We start from the raw sequence: 12,919 nt of genomic DNA, 5'->3' as shown, positions 1-12,919 counted from the left end.
GTGGGAGTACCAGACCACCGGACGCGAGAACCAAGGATTCACGACTGGACCGCTGACAGCAGTCACTTTGTTAACCAGTTAGTTGTAAAAACCTTCTCGCTAGATAGATTCGGGTCCCCTCGCCAGCCCCCTCGCTCAGTTCGCTGCCACCAGCGACGCCGTGAGACTGTCCACTCGACGACTGGGGGTGGTCGGTGATGGCCCAGACAGACCGTTCTCAGACTACTGCACCCGACTCAGCGCCCGCACAGGACGACGAGTGGCGACTGCGCTATCACGTCGGGGACCTCGTCCACTACACCGAGTGGACCGCCGAGTTCGCCGCCGTCGAGAATCTCTACGCGCAATACCGGTATGGCGAGTACGGGCATGATGTCGTCATCGAACGCCGCACGGAGGTCGAGTGATGGGGCGCCGCGAGCCCAGTAGCGTTCTCGCTAGTGGCCACTGCATCGCCCAGAGCGGCCAGCGCCTGCTGCCCACCACTCGATCATAGCCCGTCCCGTGGTCGGCCACTCCGGTTCGATTCCGGAACGGGCCGTGTGGTCAGTATGCCACGCAACACCGACGCCGACGACAGTGGATCGGACAGCACAGCCACCGACGACCAACTGGCCGCCCACCTTGGGCTGGACATTAGTGATGACGACGCGCCCGATACCGAGGCCCTGCAGGAGCTGGTGGGGCAGCTCAACGGCGAGATCGCACCCCCTGTTTCGAGTGTTCTCGAAGGACTGGTCGCGACCATCGATTCGTTGCAGGATCGTGTCGACGAACTCGAAGCCAAACAGGAGCAGACCCACGACATTGCGACGACGGCCGTTGGGAAGTCAGCTGAAGCCGAAAGTAGACTGGACGACGTTGAGGAACAACAGGAGGAAACCCACGAGGTCGCCAAGAGCGCGATTGCGAAAGCCCAACAGCTCGAAGCCGACCCTGACCAGCAGGAAGATGCTGAGACACTGCCCGAAGGCATTGAGCCCAGCTCATCACCGCTAGATTTCTTCGCGAACTGTCGGCAGGCGAAAGTCAAGACGATGTTCGTCGAACGCTCGAACCGCCAGAACACGTACCGGGCGATTAGTGTCGCCAAACGCTGGCCAGAATTTGCCACCGAACGGACTGACGGGAGTGGCGTCTTCTTCACCAAGAAGGATGTGGAGACCGCTCTGACCGCCGAACTTGGGAAAGAGCCGCATCGACAGACGGTCAAACGTGTCTGGGAGAAGCTGATCGAGATTGGCGGCGACGACCTCGTCGAGAAGACACGGCAGGTCGGGCGAGACCAAACGAAGACAGAGCTCCTCTCGATGGACGCCGAGACCGCCGAAGGATTGGTAGAGCAACGCTACGTCGGCCTTGATCTCTTAGAGAACAGTGACCGGAAAGCAACGACGGGCGGCGTCACACCCGTTGTGGTGGAGTCTTCGGGGTAACCCTGTGACGAGTACGGTCTAAGAAGGGAATCGGCATAGAATCGGCGTTGATGAACGCGGTGGCACATGCCCTGCCGCCGCTGGCGTTGCTGTGTGGTAGCTGCAGAACTCGGGAGCGACCCCATCTTTGCAGGAGTGGAGTGAGTGTTCGTCACACGAACGGAGCGACCAGTCCCCAATCTTGGTTCACAACGGGTGTGACGGTTCGCCTATCCTGGGACGCCCACAAAAGCTGCCCTATTCAAGACAGGTGAATACGGTAAGACCCTGAACTGTAAGCGATTCTCGGTTCGTCACTACTAGCCTGTGGCAGACAGAGCGTGCATTTGAAGTCCAAATTCTGTCGACTACGCATCGCCCACCAGCGTTAATTGGCTTGCCCTCCATTGTCTATGGACGGAACCGCGAGTCCACATTGAGTGTCCGAGCCACGCCCCGATTATGAAGGGGCCAGTGGATATCGGACGGCGTGCCACCGATTGCAGGGCACGGTTCATTCGCGTGGTCGTCACGCGGGACACAGCACAGAGGAACTGTCTGTTCCGCAATAGCGGCCACATCAGCCATGGTAGCCACCAACGGCGGCGACCCAGGACGTACAGACACAGAGGCAACTAACGACAGATCGAGGCTCATCGTTGAGTTCACGGTCCCCGCTGATACATTTGTTCTCGCCCAGACGCTACAGGCCGTTCCTGATATTATCGTTGAACTCGAACAGTTCGTACCCACGTCTGGCGATGAATTTCCGTATCTGTGGGTCACAGACAACGGCAACTATACCACCATTGAGGAACACGCAGCTGACGACCCCACAATCGCGACGTTCTCGCGAGCGGCGGATCTCAATGGCGGCGCGCTCTACGAGGTCGAATGGGCTGACACCGAGACTCCCATTTTGGAGTGGCTCCAAGCCCACGACGTAGTTGTCCTTGAAGCGGAGGGCAACGACGACGAGTGGACGTTCAAACTCCGAGTCACCTCTCGGACAGTGCTGCGTGACTTGCAAACCTACTGTGACGACCACGATATCCCATTCGAACTCATCCGGCTCTACGAATTAACCGACCCGAAGATAGGTCAATACAACATTACGTCAAAGCAACGTGAGATACTGCTGGCAGCACTAGAACAGGGGTACTTCGAGATTCCACGTGAGACGAGGCTCAAAGAACTCGGGGATGCGGTCGGCATCACGAAACGGGCGGCGTCCGAACGACTCCGACGCGCCCATACCAATCTGGTAAGTAATACGCTGAGAATTGGACAGCCGACGGGCGTGGGAATAGGCGAAGATGACACCTGAGCGCCCTATCTCATTTAAAGGCTGTACTCTGTTGAGGTGGACAGTCTTTTCTCCTGGTCTCAACCTCCAATATATGAGTAATGGAGTAACTGATGACTGTCGAGGACAGGCATCGAATGAAGTATCTCAGTTCGCTCACAATCATCGTGGAGAAGGTGAACCCCAGAGCGACTGTTTCGAGCTACTATCGGACCAGCGCCGCCGCTCCATCCTTTCGTATCTTCACTCAGCAGCTGACGATGTGGTGAAACTCCGCGAACTCGTCGATTGGGTAGCCGGACAAGAAGAGGCTCACAACAGTGACCAGTACGAGTCGATCGCCATCGCACTCCATCATACCCATCTCCCGAAGTTAGCCGAACACGAAGTGCTTGACTACGATGTGCGAAGCCGAACGGTCCGATATCACGGTCACTCAGCCCTCGAACAGTTGGTGACCCTCTACACTGAAATTAGCGGTGATGGTCTGTGACTACCGATGAGAAACGTGTAGCGGCGGTCGAACAGCTAGAGGCAGCACTCGAGGCCGATGACGCCGACTCGACGGAGTATCACATCCGTCAGGCACTCCAATATCTCCACGTCGAAGATGAGACAACGGCAGCAAATAAGAAGACCAGAGATTGATGCGACGAAGCAAACAGCAACCCATCCGAGTCCGGGGTCAGACCCACTGGAAATCCCGCTCCCGACATGCTGACCGAGCGAGTTTTGCGCCCGTAGTCTTGACAATGGGAGGACGAAACTGAAATGACGACGCTTGTCACTGCAACCGTTCCCGCCTGCCAGCTCGCATTATCCGAGACCTTCACCTCGCTTCCGGACGTCAAGATCGAAGCTGAGCGAATCGTCAAGGGAGACGAGAGTACCGCGATACCGCTTCTATGGGTCCGAAACGTCAACCCTGCTGAATTCGAAGCGGCCTGTGAGACGGATCCGACAATCGACGAGATAGAGTTATTGGCCGATTTCGATGACGAATTCCTCTATCGCATGCAGTGGTTCGACCGGGTCGGCCTACTCTTCCAGATGTTGACGAACTCGAAGGCCTGTCTGCTCGACGCCGTCGGCGAGAACGGAACGTGGTCACTTCGACTCATGTATCCCTCACGGGAGCATCTCACCGAAACGAAAACGTTCTGTTCGGAGCACGAGCTTTCATTCACAATCAACGCGATTCGAAAGATGGGCGGCGAACCATCCGGCCGCTATGGGCTAACGGCGGCACAATATAACGCGCTCACCGCAGCGGTCACCGCGGGCTACTTTGATGTCCCCCGTGACGTGATGCTTGATGAGTTAGCTGACAAGATGAATATCTCACATCAAGCCCTTTCCGAGCGGTTTCGTCGGGGAATACACGCACTCGTCGAAGAGACACTGTTAATCGGGTTCGCTGAACTGAACGAATCGTCTTAGAGAGAGCCGACGAATCCCCAGATACTGAGTGTGGAGTGCTACCGACAGCGGGACGCGAAACCCGACAGCAGCCACCGAGTAGCCGCGCTCGACAGATAATCACTACCTGGCCCAGCACGTCAACCGAGCGGCCCAGAAATGGCCCCTGGGGGAGTACACACGGTGCTTCGTCTTGGAGTATGGCAGTCGCCCAGAGGCCATGCAAAGTGTACAGGTCCAGCCCTATCATGGTTGGGCCAATCGCGAACACGACGCTACTGAAGCGGGATACTCAGGATAACACTAGTGGGCTCTAGTGAATCACCAGAGGGGGTTGGGTTACGTTATTTTAGCGCCCCGGTGAATGGTTCTAGTTGCTTCGCCAGCATGGATACACTGGAACCTGTGGTCAGAACTATCCAAGTGCCACGGATCAAGCACCTGTTCTAGTGCCGGAAGTCGCCGCTGTATGGCGATTCACCAAAGCCGTTAATTTCGGTGAGGAGACATTCGTTGAGCAGATGATCGAGAATGTCCCAACGAAGCCAGATAACTACGAGACGGTCATCAATATCAATCAAGGAGGCGAAAGCGTCGACATCAGCCGCAATGTTCAAGATGGGAGCGAACAACTGCGCTGCCTGACATAGGAGTCCATGACCAACACGCTCTCAATTGGGACAGTCGCTTCGACATTAGTCTATCCGTGAGCTTCCGTATCGAGATTACATGGCGACCGTGAACCGCTGTGTCCACGGCCCGATATTAGCGAACGTTGTATTCGCCTGGATTTAGTAGACTTGCTTTCCCAGCCCCACCGTTCATCCGCCGCACAAACTAACTGTGTGATGGAGGATCACGATGACAACTGATTCAACCGAGAAACTTCTCGTCGAAGGGGTACAGGAGCTCTACTATACCGAACAGCAGTTGGTCGATGCGATCGGCACACTCGCAGACCAGACCGAATACGAAGCGGCCCAGCAAGCGTTCTCGGAACACCGCGATGAGACCCAGGACCACGTCGAACGGTTAGAAGACGTATTCGAGAAGCTCGACGAAGACCCTCAGACGAAAGAAGAGCGGGTCGTAGACGCTCTTATCGAAGAGCATGAACAGTTCGCCCAAGAAAACGACGGTGACACGCTCGACCGCTACAATATCTCGCTCGGACAAAAGACCGAACACTACGAAATCGCCGCCTACGGGAACGTCACCTCGCTGGCCGGCAAAGCGGGCTACGATGAAGCCGCTGATCTCTTAGAGGAAACGCTCCGCGAAGAAGAAGACGCGCTCGAAGAACTCTCACAGGCCGGCGAACAGTTCGATCAATCGGAAGTCGAAGACTAATCGTCTCCATCGCTGACTAGGAGACGAACTCACTGGCGACTGAGAGGCAGTCAGGACCGCCCTCTCACGTCTACCAGTCGAAGACCCTCTCCCAGATGAGATTAGCAGTTGACAGAGATGGACTATCTCTGCTGTGAATCTCCGCTACAGGACGCATCCAGCCGGGTTCTGAGGAAGCCTGCTAGACCACGGAAGTAGCGCGTCCCCCAGAGTGCGACTACGATACCGCCAGCCATATTGGCTACCATATCGGTGACGATATCCTCGATGCCAAATACCGCAACCGGTGCATCCGTCCCGATAGCTTGAGCCAGAACGACCGCAGTGAACTCAAAGACTTCCCAGCTGACGCCGAATGCCAGAACGAATATCACCACAAAGAATCCTCTAAAGGAATCAGGGACGGTAATATCGGGGGAATGTTCTTCGAACGCGCGGAGCGTCGCGTATCCAACACCAGCAACGAGGGCTCCTGAGACAGTGTGTGTGATCTCGTCGTACCAGGGATACCAGCGATAGGGTCCAAGGGCGCCCAACGAGTGGAGACAGATGGCGATGGTAATCCAGAGGACGAGTCGGGCGTCCACAACGTAGCCGTACTCCCGGCGTAGCACGGCCGGAAGGAGTGTCACTCCCAAGGCTAGTACCGCATTCGCGGTGATTCCCAATCGACCGGTCGCCACGCCACCAGCCGCTAGTAATAGTAAGGCAACTTGGAGCCCCCGGGTCAGGAACCGTTCTCTGCGAGTACACAGGCCCAGCATGCTGGTCAGCGTCATTCTGTAGAATCCCTGTGATACGCTCGTGATCCCGGTGGTTCGAACCAGCTGACGTACCACTGGAACAGAAGCCCGACGACAACGGTGGTAACTGTGACGACGACCATGTCCATCTGGAGTTCGACCTGCGTCGTGAGATACTCGGTCTCTAGCCACCGATCGGCATAGAATTGGGCAACGATCCAGACACCCTGGAGAGCTAGCGTCGTTAGTGTGGCAAACCCGACCGCAAACCGATAGCTCATCTCGACTGTCGTAAACGCGCCGAGTTCAGCGACGCCCATCAACGCCTACCCCGCGACGGCCACAGGCGTGCCAATCTCCGGACGCCCACCGAAGGATAGGGTGACGATAGCTCCGGTCGTGAGAGCCAGTAACGGCCACGGCACCATCACTTTGTGATTTGCCCGGACGAGTGCTGGAAGCGCGGCCACGACAGCAACCAACGCGGTGAACGTAGCCCGAAGATAGATGCCGCTAATAGCAGTCGAGATGGCGGCAATCGTCACGATACCTATCAACACCCACCCGATAGCCGCATTCGTCGCCTCATTGTGGACGAGAGTCCCTACAGTGGGCATGGTTCACTACTATCGGTCAGCAGAAAAAGCGATGGTGGCTAGGAAAGTTGAACCCATACGCGTGTCTCGGTAGGGGTGGAGTAGTTCAAGACTCGATTTTCTCGACGATTTGTTTTGCCTCTTCCTCTGCCTTCTCCTCGCCAACGCTCTTTTTCAGCAGAACCGACTCAACCTTCCAGTCATCGTTTTCTTCTCCCCTGCCCATCCGCACCTCGCTGCCCTCGGAGACAGAGTGAGCCGGGTTCTCTGCCCAGTCGGGCGTCCGAATCTCGTCGAACTGATCCGGGTCGCGGAACTGCACGTGGATGTACTCGTCCTCGGTTTCGACCGCATTGGGTGACACCATAGCTAACTGTCTATCCGCGACGGTGTTAAGCCGACTGCCAGCATTGTCCGGGTCAGATATGTCCTGATGGAGGAGCGACTGGCTCACCACGTTGACAGACAGCTTTTCGGCCAGTCGCCCCTTGGCGAGATAGTTCTCAAAGCCGGTATCGAACACTAGACGGAGGTTGAAGAGTGAGGAATCGCGATTCCGGCGGTGTTCTTGACGTTATCCTGAGCGTTGCGAGTAGTAGCCATGCCTTGCTGACCACCAGTTTTCTGTAGCCCGTCCCGTGGTCGGTTGCTCCGGTTCGATTCCGCAGCGAACCCTGAGTCAGTATGTCATAACACACTAACGCCGACGACAGCTCTCGACAGTATCGTTGAGGCTGAGGGTTGCCTCGATAATGTCGAAGCTCAGCCGGCAGAAACCTACAAGGTTGCCAAGAGCGCCATCGCGAAAGCACAACAACTCGAAGCCGATCCCGACCAGCAGGAAGACGCTGAGACGCTCCCTGAAGGGATCGAGCCCAGTTCCTCGCCGCTAGATTTCTTCGCGAACTGCCGCCAAGCGAAGGTCAAGACGATGTTCGTCGAACGCTCGAATCGACAGAACACCTACCGAGCGATTAGCGTCGCGAAGCGATGGCCTGAGTTCGCGACCGAACGGACTGATGGGAGTGGCGTGTTCTTTACCAAGGACGATGTGGAGACCGCGCTGACCGCGGAACTTGGCAAGGAGCCGCATCGTCAAACGGTCAAACGCGTCTGGGAGAAACTAATCGAAATCGGCGGCGATGATCTCGTTGCAAAGACCAGACAGGTGGGGCGAGACCAGACGAAGACGGAGTTGCTGGCGATAGATACGGAGGCTGCCGAAGGCTTGGTCGAGCAACGCTACGTCGGCCTCGACCTCTTGGAGAACGGTGATAGGAAGGCAACCACAGGGGGCGTCACACCCGTTGTGGTGGAGTCTTCGGGGTAACCCTGTGACGAGCACGGTCTAAGAAGGGAATCGGCACGGAACCAACCTCGAGGAACGTGGTGGCACGTGCCCTGCCGCCGCTGACGCTGCTGTCTGCTAGCTGCAGTAACCAGGAGCGACCCTCTCTTTGCAGGAGTGTAGTGAGTGTTTGTAACACGAACGGAGCGACCAGTCCCGATTCGCTGCTCACAACGGGTGTGACGGGCTGTCAAACGCTGTCGAGGGATACTCGCTCCAGGATCTCCGCGATGTCTTTGACGAAGACCAAGTAGCCGAAATGCGGGATACAATCGCAGATGCCGATCAAGCAGACCGAAACGAGATTCGTGATGGATCATTTGTCTTCTCTCGGGGTCACTCACGTGTCTCACACTCCTTGCGAGTGTGAAGGACGCTAATGCCGAATTTGTCCTTTTAATGAGTCTCATCGCCTTTTGGGTTCGGCGCAACTACAGTCCGAATCACGGCCAGTCCAGTCTTGACGTGGCTCGTTGCACTCGGTCCAATATAGAGCGCAGAGAATGCTTGCTTGACTAAATGTCTGCAGAGAGGACGCCGGCAGCTTCAACAGGGCCACCACAGAAGCAGTTACCACAAAGATGCTGTTCCCCGAGTTTCGCCCCCTTGTCCTACTCCTTGCAGTAGGAAGTCTTCTCGTGGCGGGGATCGTCAAGGGCACCCTCGGGTTCGGTGTTGGCCTCGTTTCCGCAACGTTGCTCCTGCAATTGTTTCCGCCAAAGTCCACGCTCATGGTGCTCATGTTCCCGATCGCCGTTTCCGAAATCGGGCTGTTAGTGACCACTGGGGTGCCTTGGCAGTTGATGCATGACCACTGGCTCTTTTTCCTCTGTCTCGTTCCCGGTGCTATTATTGGCACGTTCGGATTGCTTGTCGTCCCCGTTTCTACCCTCTATCTCGCCCTGAGCGGCTATATTATTGTCTTCCTCCTGTCACAACGATACGAATCACATATCTACCAGGTAGCGGAGCACCGAGAATTTGGCCTGATGTCTGGAATAGCGACCGGTATTCTCGGTGGCGGGGTCGGTGCAGCGGGCCCGCCTGCCGTACCATACCTCTATCTGCAGACCCGAGACTCGCCACGGGCAGTTTTCATCGGCGGGATGGCCGCTGCATTAGTCGTCCCACAGCTCGTACGATTACCAACACTTGTCGTCGCCGGTCGCTTCGGGCTCCAGAAATTCATCCTGGGGAGTCTCGCAGCAATCATCGTCCTCGTTGGTCTCGCCCTCGGGACTCGTCTCCGTCCACATCTCCCGAATAACCAGTTCGAGCGTCTCGTCCAGGGCCTCCTCTTGCTCATGGCCGGCCAACTCGCGATTGATGCGGTCTTCTAATTCGTCCTCGCTAGGCGATTGTTTGGACCGTCTTTCTTGTAATCGGACTTGGTTTCGCGGATAGTCTGATTCTGAATAGCTGAATCGAAGCTGTTGTCAAACAGAGTTGCATCGTGTACCGGTCGTCTTTTATGCCAAGTGGTGATCTGGAAGTCTCGGCAAGATCGCGATAATCACCCAGAAGAACACGCTACGTACCGCTCGCCCGTGTGGGTTGCCCTCACCGATGAGAGATCCTGAACCGCGTCCTGATCAACGGGGTAAAACTCCCGGTCGGCCGCACCGATGATGCGGCCAAGGGTAAGCCACGGAGTGGCCCCCTCGATCCCACACTGGATACACCGACCGGCGAGTCGCGCCTTCACGTCGGCCCCGTCAATACCGATTTCAGCGAAGCCTTCAGCGAGAAAATCGGTCACGTCACATTCACAGAATTCGGAGTCAGTGAACTGCCAAAGGGTACTGACGCCGAGTTCCCGCGTTCCGTTGACGCTTAACCAAGCGCCCCTGTCGACGTGACGAACTGATATCGGCACGCCCGATTCAACGTCCGCCGGGTACTGTGCATATCGTCGGGTACAACATTGGCCGGTATTACGTACACAATACCATCACCCTCCCCGGACACGGAAGATGACTTCCCCGTTTGATGTACGGAGCACGCACCGAAAAAGACTCCCCTGGTCATTTTTGCGGCAGCGGTACAACCATACGGCAGTTATGGAAAATCCAGAGTACCATCTCGAAACTGTCGCCACTCGATTCGACTGGCGCGACGCGGGCGCCACGGATGCCGGCGACGTCGTCTCACCGATTCACCTCACCACCACACACGAAATGCGTGCGCCCGGCGATGCAGACCACGGGTACAAGTACACCCGTTTCGACAATCCGACGCGCGATGCGCTCGAAACCCGACTCGCACGACTCAGCGGCGCCGAACACGCCATCGCATGTGCGTCGGGAACGGCTGCGATGGCAGCGACCTGCCTATCGGTTGTCGAGGCGGGCGACCATGTGGTCGCGTTCGACGGAATTTACGGCGGGACACGCGTCCTTTTCGAGGAGTTGCTCGCTGATTCACTCGGCGTCACCGTCGAGTACGTCGATGCCACGGACGTCGACGCCGTCAACGAGGCAGTCACCGACGAGACCACGCTCGTCTGGATGGAGTCGCCGACGAACCCGTTGCTGCGGCTCTGTGATCTCTCGGCCGTGGCTGACATTGCAGCGTCGGTCGACGCAACCTACGTCGTCGACAACACGTTCGCGACGCCGTACTTCCAGCGTCCACTCGCTCACGGAGCTGACATGGTCGTCCACAGCACGACAAAATATCTCAACGGCCACAGCGATTCGATGGGGGGCGTCGTTCTAACCAATGACGAAGCGGCCGCAGACGACGTCACTCATACGCAGTCCTACGACCTTGGCGGAACGCTCGCCCCCTTCGATTGTTATCTCACGCTCCGTGGACTGCGGACGTTCCCACTCCGAATGGACCGGCACGAGAGCAATGCCGCGGAAATCGCGACGTATCTCGCCGACCATCCCGCGACGGTACAAGTCAACTATCCCGGCTTGGAGAGCCATCCCCAACACGAGCTTGCCACCCACCAGATGGACGGCTTCGGCGGTATCGTCTCATTCGAACTGGATGCGACCGGCGCCGAGACACGGGCCGTTCTCGAGGAACTCGACGTGTTCACGCTGGCAGTCAGCCTTGGTGGCACGGAGTCGCTCGCCGATCACCCCGCGACGATGTCCGCATCGTATCTCTCCGACGAGGAGCGGGCGGCCGCGGGGATATCGGACTCACTGGTCCGGATTCCCGTTGGAGTCGAGCACGTTGACGACCTGAGGGGGGATCTCGAAGCGGCGCTCGCGAAACTGTGACCTCGCGTAGGAGGATAGTGAGAAAAATACGACCACTTGCGTGGCAACACGGTAGTGCAGCATCGTCCTAGATTGTACACAGTCGCCTTCTCTCGTCAGTAGTGACCACTCGAGACGAGATGGAGACCGACAATCCCGGAACTTGGCAAGGAGCCGCATCGTCAAACGGTCAAGCGTGTCTGGGAAAAACTGATCGAGATCGGCGGTGACGACCTTATCGAGAAGACACGACAGGTCGGACGAGACCAGACGCAAACAGAGCTGTTGGCGATGGATGCCGAGACGGCAGAAGGATTAGTTGAGCAACGCTACGTCGGGCTGGATCTCTTGGAGAACAGCGACCGAAAAGCGACGACAGGTGGCGTCACACCCGTTGTGGTGGAGTCCTCCGGGTAACTCTGTGACGAACACGCCCTGAGGAGAGAATCGGCACAGAACCGACGCTGATGGACGCGGTGGCACGTGCCCTGCTGCCGCTGGCACTGCTGTGTGGTAGCTGCAGAACTCGGGAGCGACCCCATTTGTACACGAGTGAAGTGAGTGGTCGTCACACGAACGGAGCGACTAGTCTGGATTTGCGGTTCACAACGGGTGTGACGGACATCTAAAGAATAGGAGTCCCGTAAAGCACCTTGAATCGACTCACTCAAAATACGCGGTGTCTGTCTGGTAACACCCCTAGCAAGGAAGTCCGGGAAACAATTCACACGGTGTCGCCAGCGTCCGCTCCTGCGTGTCTCGCCGGTATAGCTAGCTTGAACGTTGTCCGTCTCATGTTCTCGTTTCGACCGTGGCACTCCTTTGTCATTGCTCACTAGTGGATTACCAGCCTGCTGGCATACCAGTACGTCGAGTAGTGTCTATCGACCGCAGGAACCGATTGTAAATCTATATCATGACATCTGAAAACGTATTGGTGGAAATTCTCGTGGCGTGCTTACTAAAGGAGTTTAAAAAACATATGCCCCATATACAGATACATAAATGGCACAAGTAGATATAAAATCTCAAATATGAGTTCATATACTGATATATGAAAATATTGGGCCGATATCACGGCCAGAAAGGGAATATCGGCCGACAAAGCAACCGATTGTGTTACGCTCCCGAAAACCACTTTCCCAGTTGGGGACTCCGCTTTCGACCACTAATCGAAATCAAATCCGCTTCTATTTCGCTGGCGACGTCAAGAATCGTCTCTGCTGGGTCTCCGTGTTCGTGACGTTTCGTCACGGTTACGCCTGCCTCTTCAAGTACGTCCATGGCTATAGTCACGCTCTCCGGTAGGTCGCTTTCCTCATACTCAGAACTGGCATAGCCACCTTCGTCGGCAGCATCGAGCTGCTTGAAGACGTATAGGAGGACTACATTGAACTTCGTTGCGTCACCGAGAAGACCTAAGATAGTTTCTGCTGCTAAGCCCCAAGGGGATAACAGGAGTACGCCTATTATCTTCATTCACAGTTCTCACAATCACTGGGTACTGGTATTCGAATGTACTACATC

At 56.5% G+C, this 12,919-nt stretch carries 17 protein-coding genes and 1 pseudogene; 12 read left to right on the top strand and 6 right to left on the bottom strand.

Going from position 1 to position 12,919, the window contains the following annotated elements; translation table 11 throughout:
• Positions 1-197: 197 nt before the first annotated feature.
• The 8 genes from E4S61_RS15845 to E4S61_RS15815 all read left to right on the top strand — a co-directional run bounded on the left by E4S61_RS15845 (position 198) and on the right by E4S61_RS15815 (position 5,490).
• Positions 198-407, top strand: a complete 210-nt coding sequence (locus E4S61_RS15845) for a hypothetical protein (RefSeq protein WP_135304925.1) — start codon at positions 198-200, stop codon at positions 405-407.
• A gap of 144 nt (positions 408-551) precedes the next feature.
• Positions 552-1,436 (top strand): hypothetical protein, encoded by an 885-nt coding sequence (locus E4S61_RS15840; RefSeq protein WP_135304924.1) that lies wholly within the window; start codon positions 552-554, stop codon positions 1,434-1,436.
• A 565-nt stretch (positions 1,437-2,001) separates the two neighbouring features.
• On the top strand, positions 2,002-2,742 hold the full coding sequence (locus E4S61_RS15835) for a helix-turn-helix domain-containing protein (RefSeq protein WP_135304923.1): 741 nt from the start codon (positions 2,002-2,004) through the stop codon (positions 2,740-2,742).
• On the top strand, positions 2,732-3,214 hold the full coding sequence (locus tag E4S61_RS26980; protein WP_449405162.1) for a DUF7344 domain-containing protein: 483 nt from the start codon (positions 2,732-2,734) through the stop codon (positions 3,212-3,214). Before E4S61_RS15835 ends, E4S61_RS26980 begins: the two co-directional genes overlap by 11 nt.
• Complete coding sequence (locus E4S61_RS25500) at positions 3,211-3,369, top strand: hypothetical protein (protein ID WP_167768535.1); 159 nt, start codon at positions 3,211-3,213, stop codon at positions 3,367-3,369. The genes E4S61_RS26980 and E4S61_RS25500 overlap by 4 nt, the downstream gene beginning before the upstream one ends.
• 123 nt (positions 3,370-3,492) lie before the next feature.
• Positions 3,493-4,161, top strand: a complete 669-nt coding sequence (locus tag E4S61_RS15825) for a helix-turn-helix domain-containing protein (RefSeq protein WP_135304921.1) — start codon at positions 3,493-3,495, stop codon at positions 4,159-4,161.
• A 428-nt stretch (positions 4,162-4,589) separates the two neighbouring features.
• Entirely contained in the window at positions 4,590-4,790 is a 201-nt protein-coding gene (locus E4S61_RS15820) for a hypothetical protein (protein ID WP_135304920.1), read from the top strand.
• Positions 4,791-5,001: 211 nt separating this feature from the next.
• Positions 5,002-5,490, top strand: a complete 489-nt coding sequence (locus tag E4S61_RS15815) for a YciE/YciF ferroxidase family protein (protein ID WP_135304919.1) — start codon at positions 5,002-5,004, stop codon at positions 5,488-5,490.
• Positions 5,491-5,612: 122 nt separating this feature from the next.
• Here the strand turns inward: E4S61_RS15815 and E4S61_RS15810 are convergent, their stop codons facing one another.
• From E4S61_RS15810 to E4S61_RS26725, 4 genes are all read right to left on the bottom strand, one after another.
• Entirely contained in the window at positions 5,613-6,269 is a 657-nt protein-coding gene (locus E4S61_RS15810) for a hypothetical protein (protein ID WP_135304918.1), read from the bottom strand.
• Positions 6,266-6,553, bottom strand: coding sequence for a hypothetical protein (locus E4S61_RS15805; RefSeq protein WP_135304917.1), 288 nt, complete (start codon positions 6,551-6,553; stop codon positions 6,266-6,268). Before E4S61_RS15805 ends, E4S61_RS15810 begins: the two co-directional genes overlap by 4 nt.
• 6 nt (positions 6,554-6,559) lie before the next feature.
• Positions 6,560-6,850: a hypothetical protein gene (locus E4S61_RS15800; protein ID WP_135304916.1), complete on the bottom strand. Its 291-nt coding sequence runs from the start codon at positions 6,848-6,850 to the stop codon at positions 6,560-6,562.
• Between the two features lie 85 nt (positions 6,851-6,935).
• Positions 6,936-7,196, bottom strand: a complete 261-nt coding sequence (locus E4S61_RS26725; RefSeq protein WP_135304956.1) for a hypothetical protein — start codon at positions 7,194-7,196, stop codon at positions 6,936-6,938.
• 279 nt (positions 7,197-7,475) lie between these two features.
• On the opposite strand from E4S61_RS26725, the gene E4S61_RS15790 reads away from it, so the two are divergent.
• Together E4S61_RS15790 and E4S61_RS15785 are read left to right on the top strand one after the other, a co-directional pair.
• On the top strand, positions 7,476-8,159 hold the full coding sequence (locus E4S61_RS15790) for a hypothetical protein (RefSeq protein WP_245180777.1): 684 nt from the start codon (positions 7,476-7,478) through the stop codon (positions 8,157-8,159).
• A gap of 599 nt (positions 8,160-8,758) precedes the next feature.
• Complete coding sequence (locus tag E4S61_RS15785; RefSeq protein WP_135304915.1) at positions 8,759-9,517, top strand: sulfite exporter TauE/SafE family protein; 759 nt, start codon at positions 8,759-8,761, stop codon at positions 9,515-9,517.
• Between the two features lie 173 nt (positions 9,518-9,690).
• On the opposite strand, the gene E4S61_RS15780 is transcribed toward E4S61_RS15785, so the two are convergent.
• Positions 9,691-10,053: a hypothetical protein gene (locus tag E4S61_RS15780; protein ID WP_135304914.1), complete on the bottom strand. Its 363-nt coding sequence runs from the start codon at positions 10,051-10,053 to the stop codon at positions 9,691-9,693.
• A 184-nt stretch (positions 10,054-10,237) separates the two neighbouring features.
• Between E4S61_RS15780 and E4S61_RS15775 the strand changes: the two genes are divergently transcribed.
• Together E4S61_RS15775 and E4S61_RS26205 are read left to right on the top strand one after the other, a co-directional pair.
• The gene (locus tag E4S61_RS15775) at positions 10,238-11,413 is read left to right on the top strand and encodes a trans-sulfuration enzyme family protein (protein ID WP_135304913.1); all 1,176 of its coding nucleotides are present in this window, start codon (positions 10,238-10,240) and stop codon (positions 11,411-11,413) included.
• A 138-nt stretch (positions 11,414-11,551) separates the two neighbouring features.
• A pseudogene (locus tag E4S61_RS26205) lies at positions 11,552-11,809 on the top strand (hypothetical protein); the annotation flags it as partial.
• Between the two features lie 702 nt (positions 11,810-12,511).
• Here the strand turns inward: E4S61_RS26205 and E4S61_RS25940 are convergent.
• Positions 12,512-12,871: a universal stress protein gene (locus E4S61_RS25940; RefSeq protein ID WP_209309521.1), complete on the bottom strand. Its 360-nt coding sequence runs from the start codon at positions 12,869-12,871 to the stop codon at positions 12,512-12,514.
• Between the last annotated feature and the right edge of the window lie 48 nt (positions 12,872-12,919).

Source organism: Haloarcula amylovorans (assembly GCF_004681185.1).
Classification (GTDB): Archaea; Halobacteriota; Halobacteria; order Halobacteriales; family Haloarculaceae; genus Haloarcula; species Haloarcula amylovorans.
This window is presented reverse-complemented; position numbering and strand designations above follow the sequence as displayed.

What these genes read in the sequence shown, in the direction of transcription:
- E4S61_RS15845 (WP_135304925.1), top strand. Translation starts at nt 198, where the DNA reads ATGGCCCAGACAGACCGTTCTCAGACTACTGCACCCGACTCAGCGCCC.
- E4S61_RS15840 (WP_135304924.1), top strand. Translation starts at nt 552, where the DNA reads ATGCCACGCAACACCGACGCCGACGACAGTGGATCGGACAGCACAGCC.
- E4S61_RS15835 (WP_135304923.1), top strand. Translation starts at nt 2,002, where the DNA reads ATGGTAGCCACCAACGGCGGCGACCCAGGACGTACAGACACAGAGGCA.
- E4S61_RS26980 (WP_449405162.1), top strand. Translation starts at nt 2,732, where the DNA reads ATGACACCTGAGCGCCCTATCTCATTTAAAGGCTGTACTCTGTTGAGG.
- E4S61_RS15825 (WP_135304921.1), top strand. Translation starts at nt 3,493, where the DNA reads ATGACGACGCTTGTCACTGCAACCGTTCCCGCCTGCCAGCTCGCATTA.
- E4S61_RS15815 (WP_135304919.1), top strand. Translation starts at nt 5,002, where the DNA reads ATGACAACTGATTCAACCGAGAAACTTCTCGTCGAAGGGGTACAGGAG.
- E4S61_RS15810 (WP_135304918.1), bottom strand. Translation starts at nt 6,269, where the DNA reads ATGACGCTGACCAGCATGCTGGGCCTGTGTACTCGCAGAGAACGGTTC.
- E4S61_RS15805 (WP_135304917.1), bottom strand. Translation starts at nt 6,553, where the DNA reads ATGGGCGTCGCTGAACTCGGCGCGTTTACGACAGTCGAGATGAGCTAT.
- E4S61_RS15800 (WP_135304916.1), bottom strand. Translation starts at nt 6,850, where the DNA reads ATGCCCACTGTAGGGACTCTCGTCCACAATGAGGCGACGAATGCGGCT.
- E4S61_RS26725 (WP_135304956.1), bottom strand. Translation starts at nt 7,196, where the DNA reads ATGGTGTCACCCAATGCGGTCGAAACCGAGGACGAGTACATCCACGTG.
- E4S61_RS15785 (WP_135304915.1), top strand. Translation starts at nt 8,759, where the DNA reads ATGCTGTTCCCCGAGTTTCGCCCCCTTGTCCTACTCCTTGCAGTAGGA.
- E4S61_RS15775 (WP_135304913.1), top strand. Translation starts at nt 10,238, where the DNA reads ATGGAAAATCCAGAGTACCATCTCGAAACTGTCGCCACTCGATTCGAC.
- E4S61_RS25940 (WP_209309521.1), bottom strand. Translation starts at nt 12,871, where the DNA reads ATGAAGATAATAGGCGTACTCCTGTTATCCCCTTGGGGCTTAGCAGCA.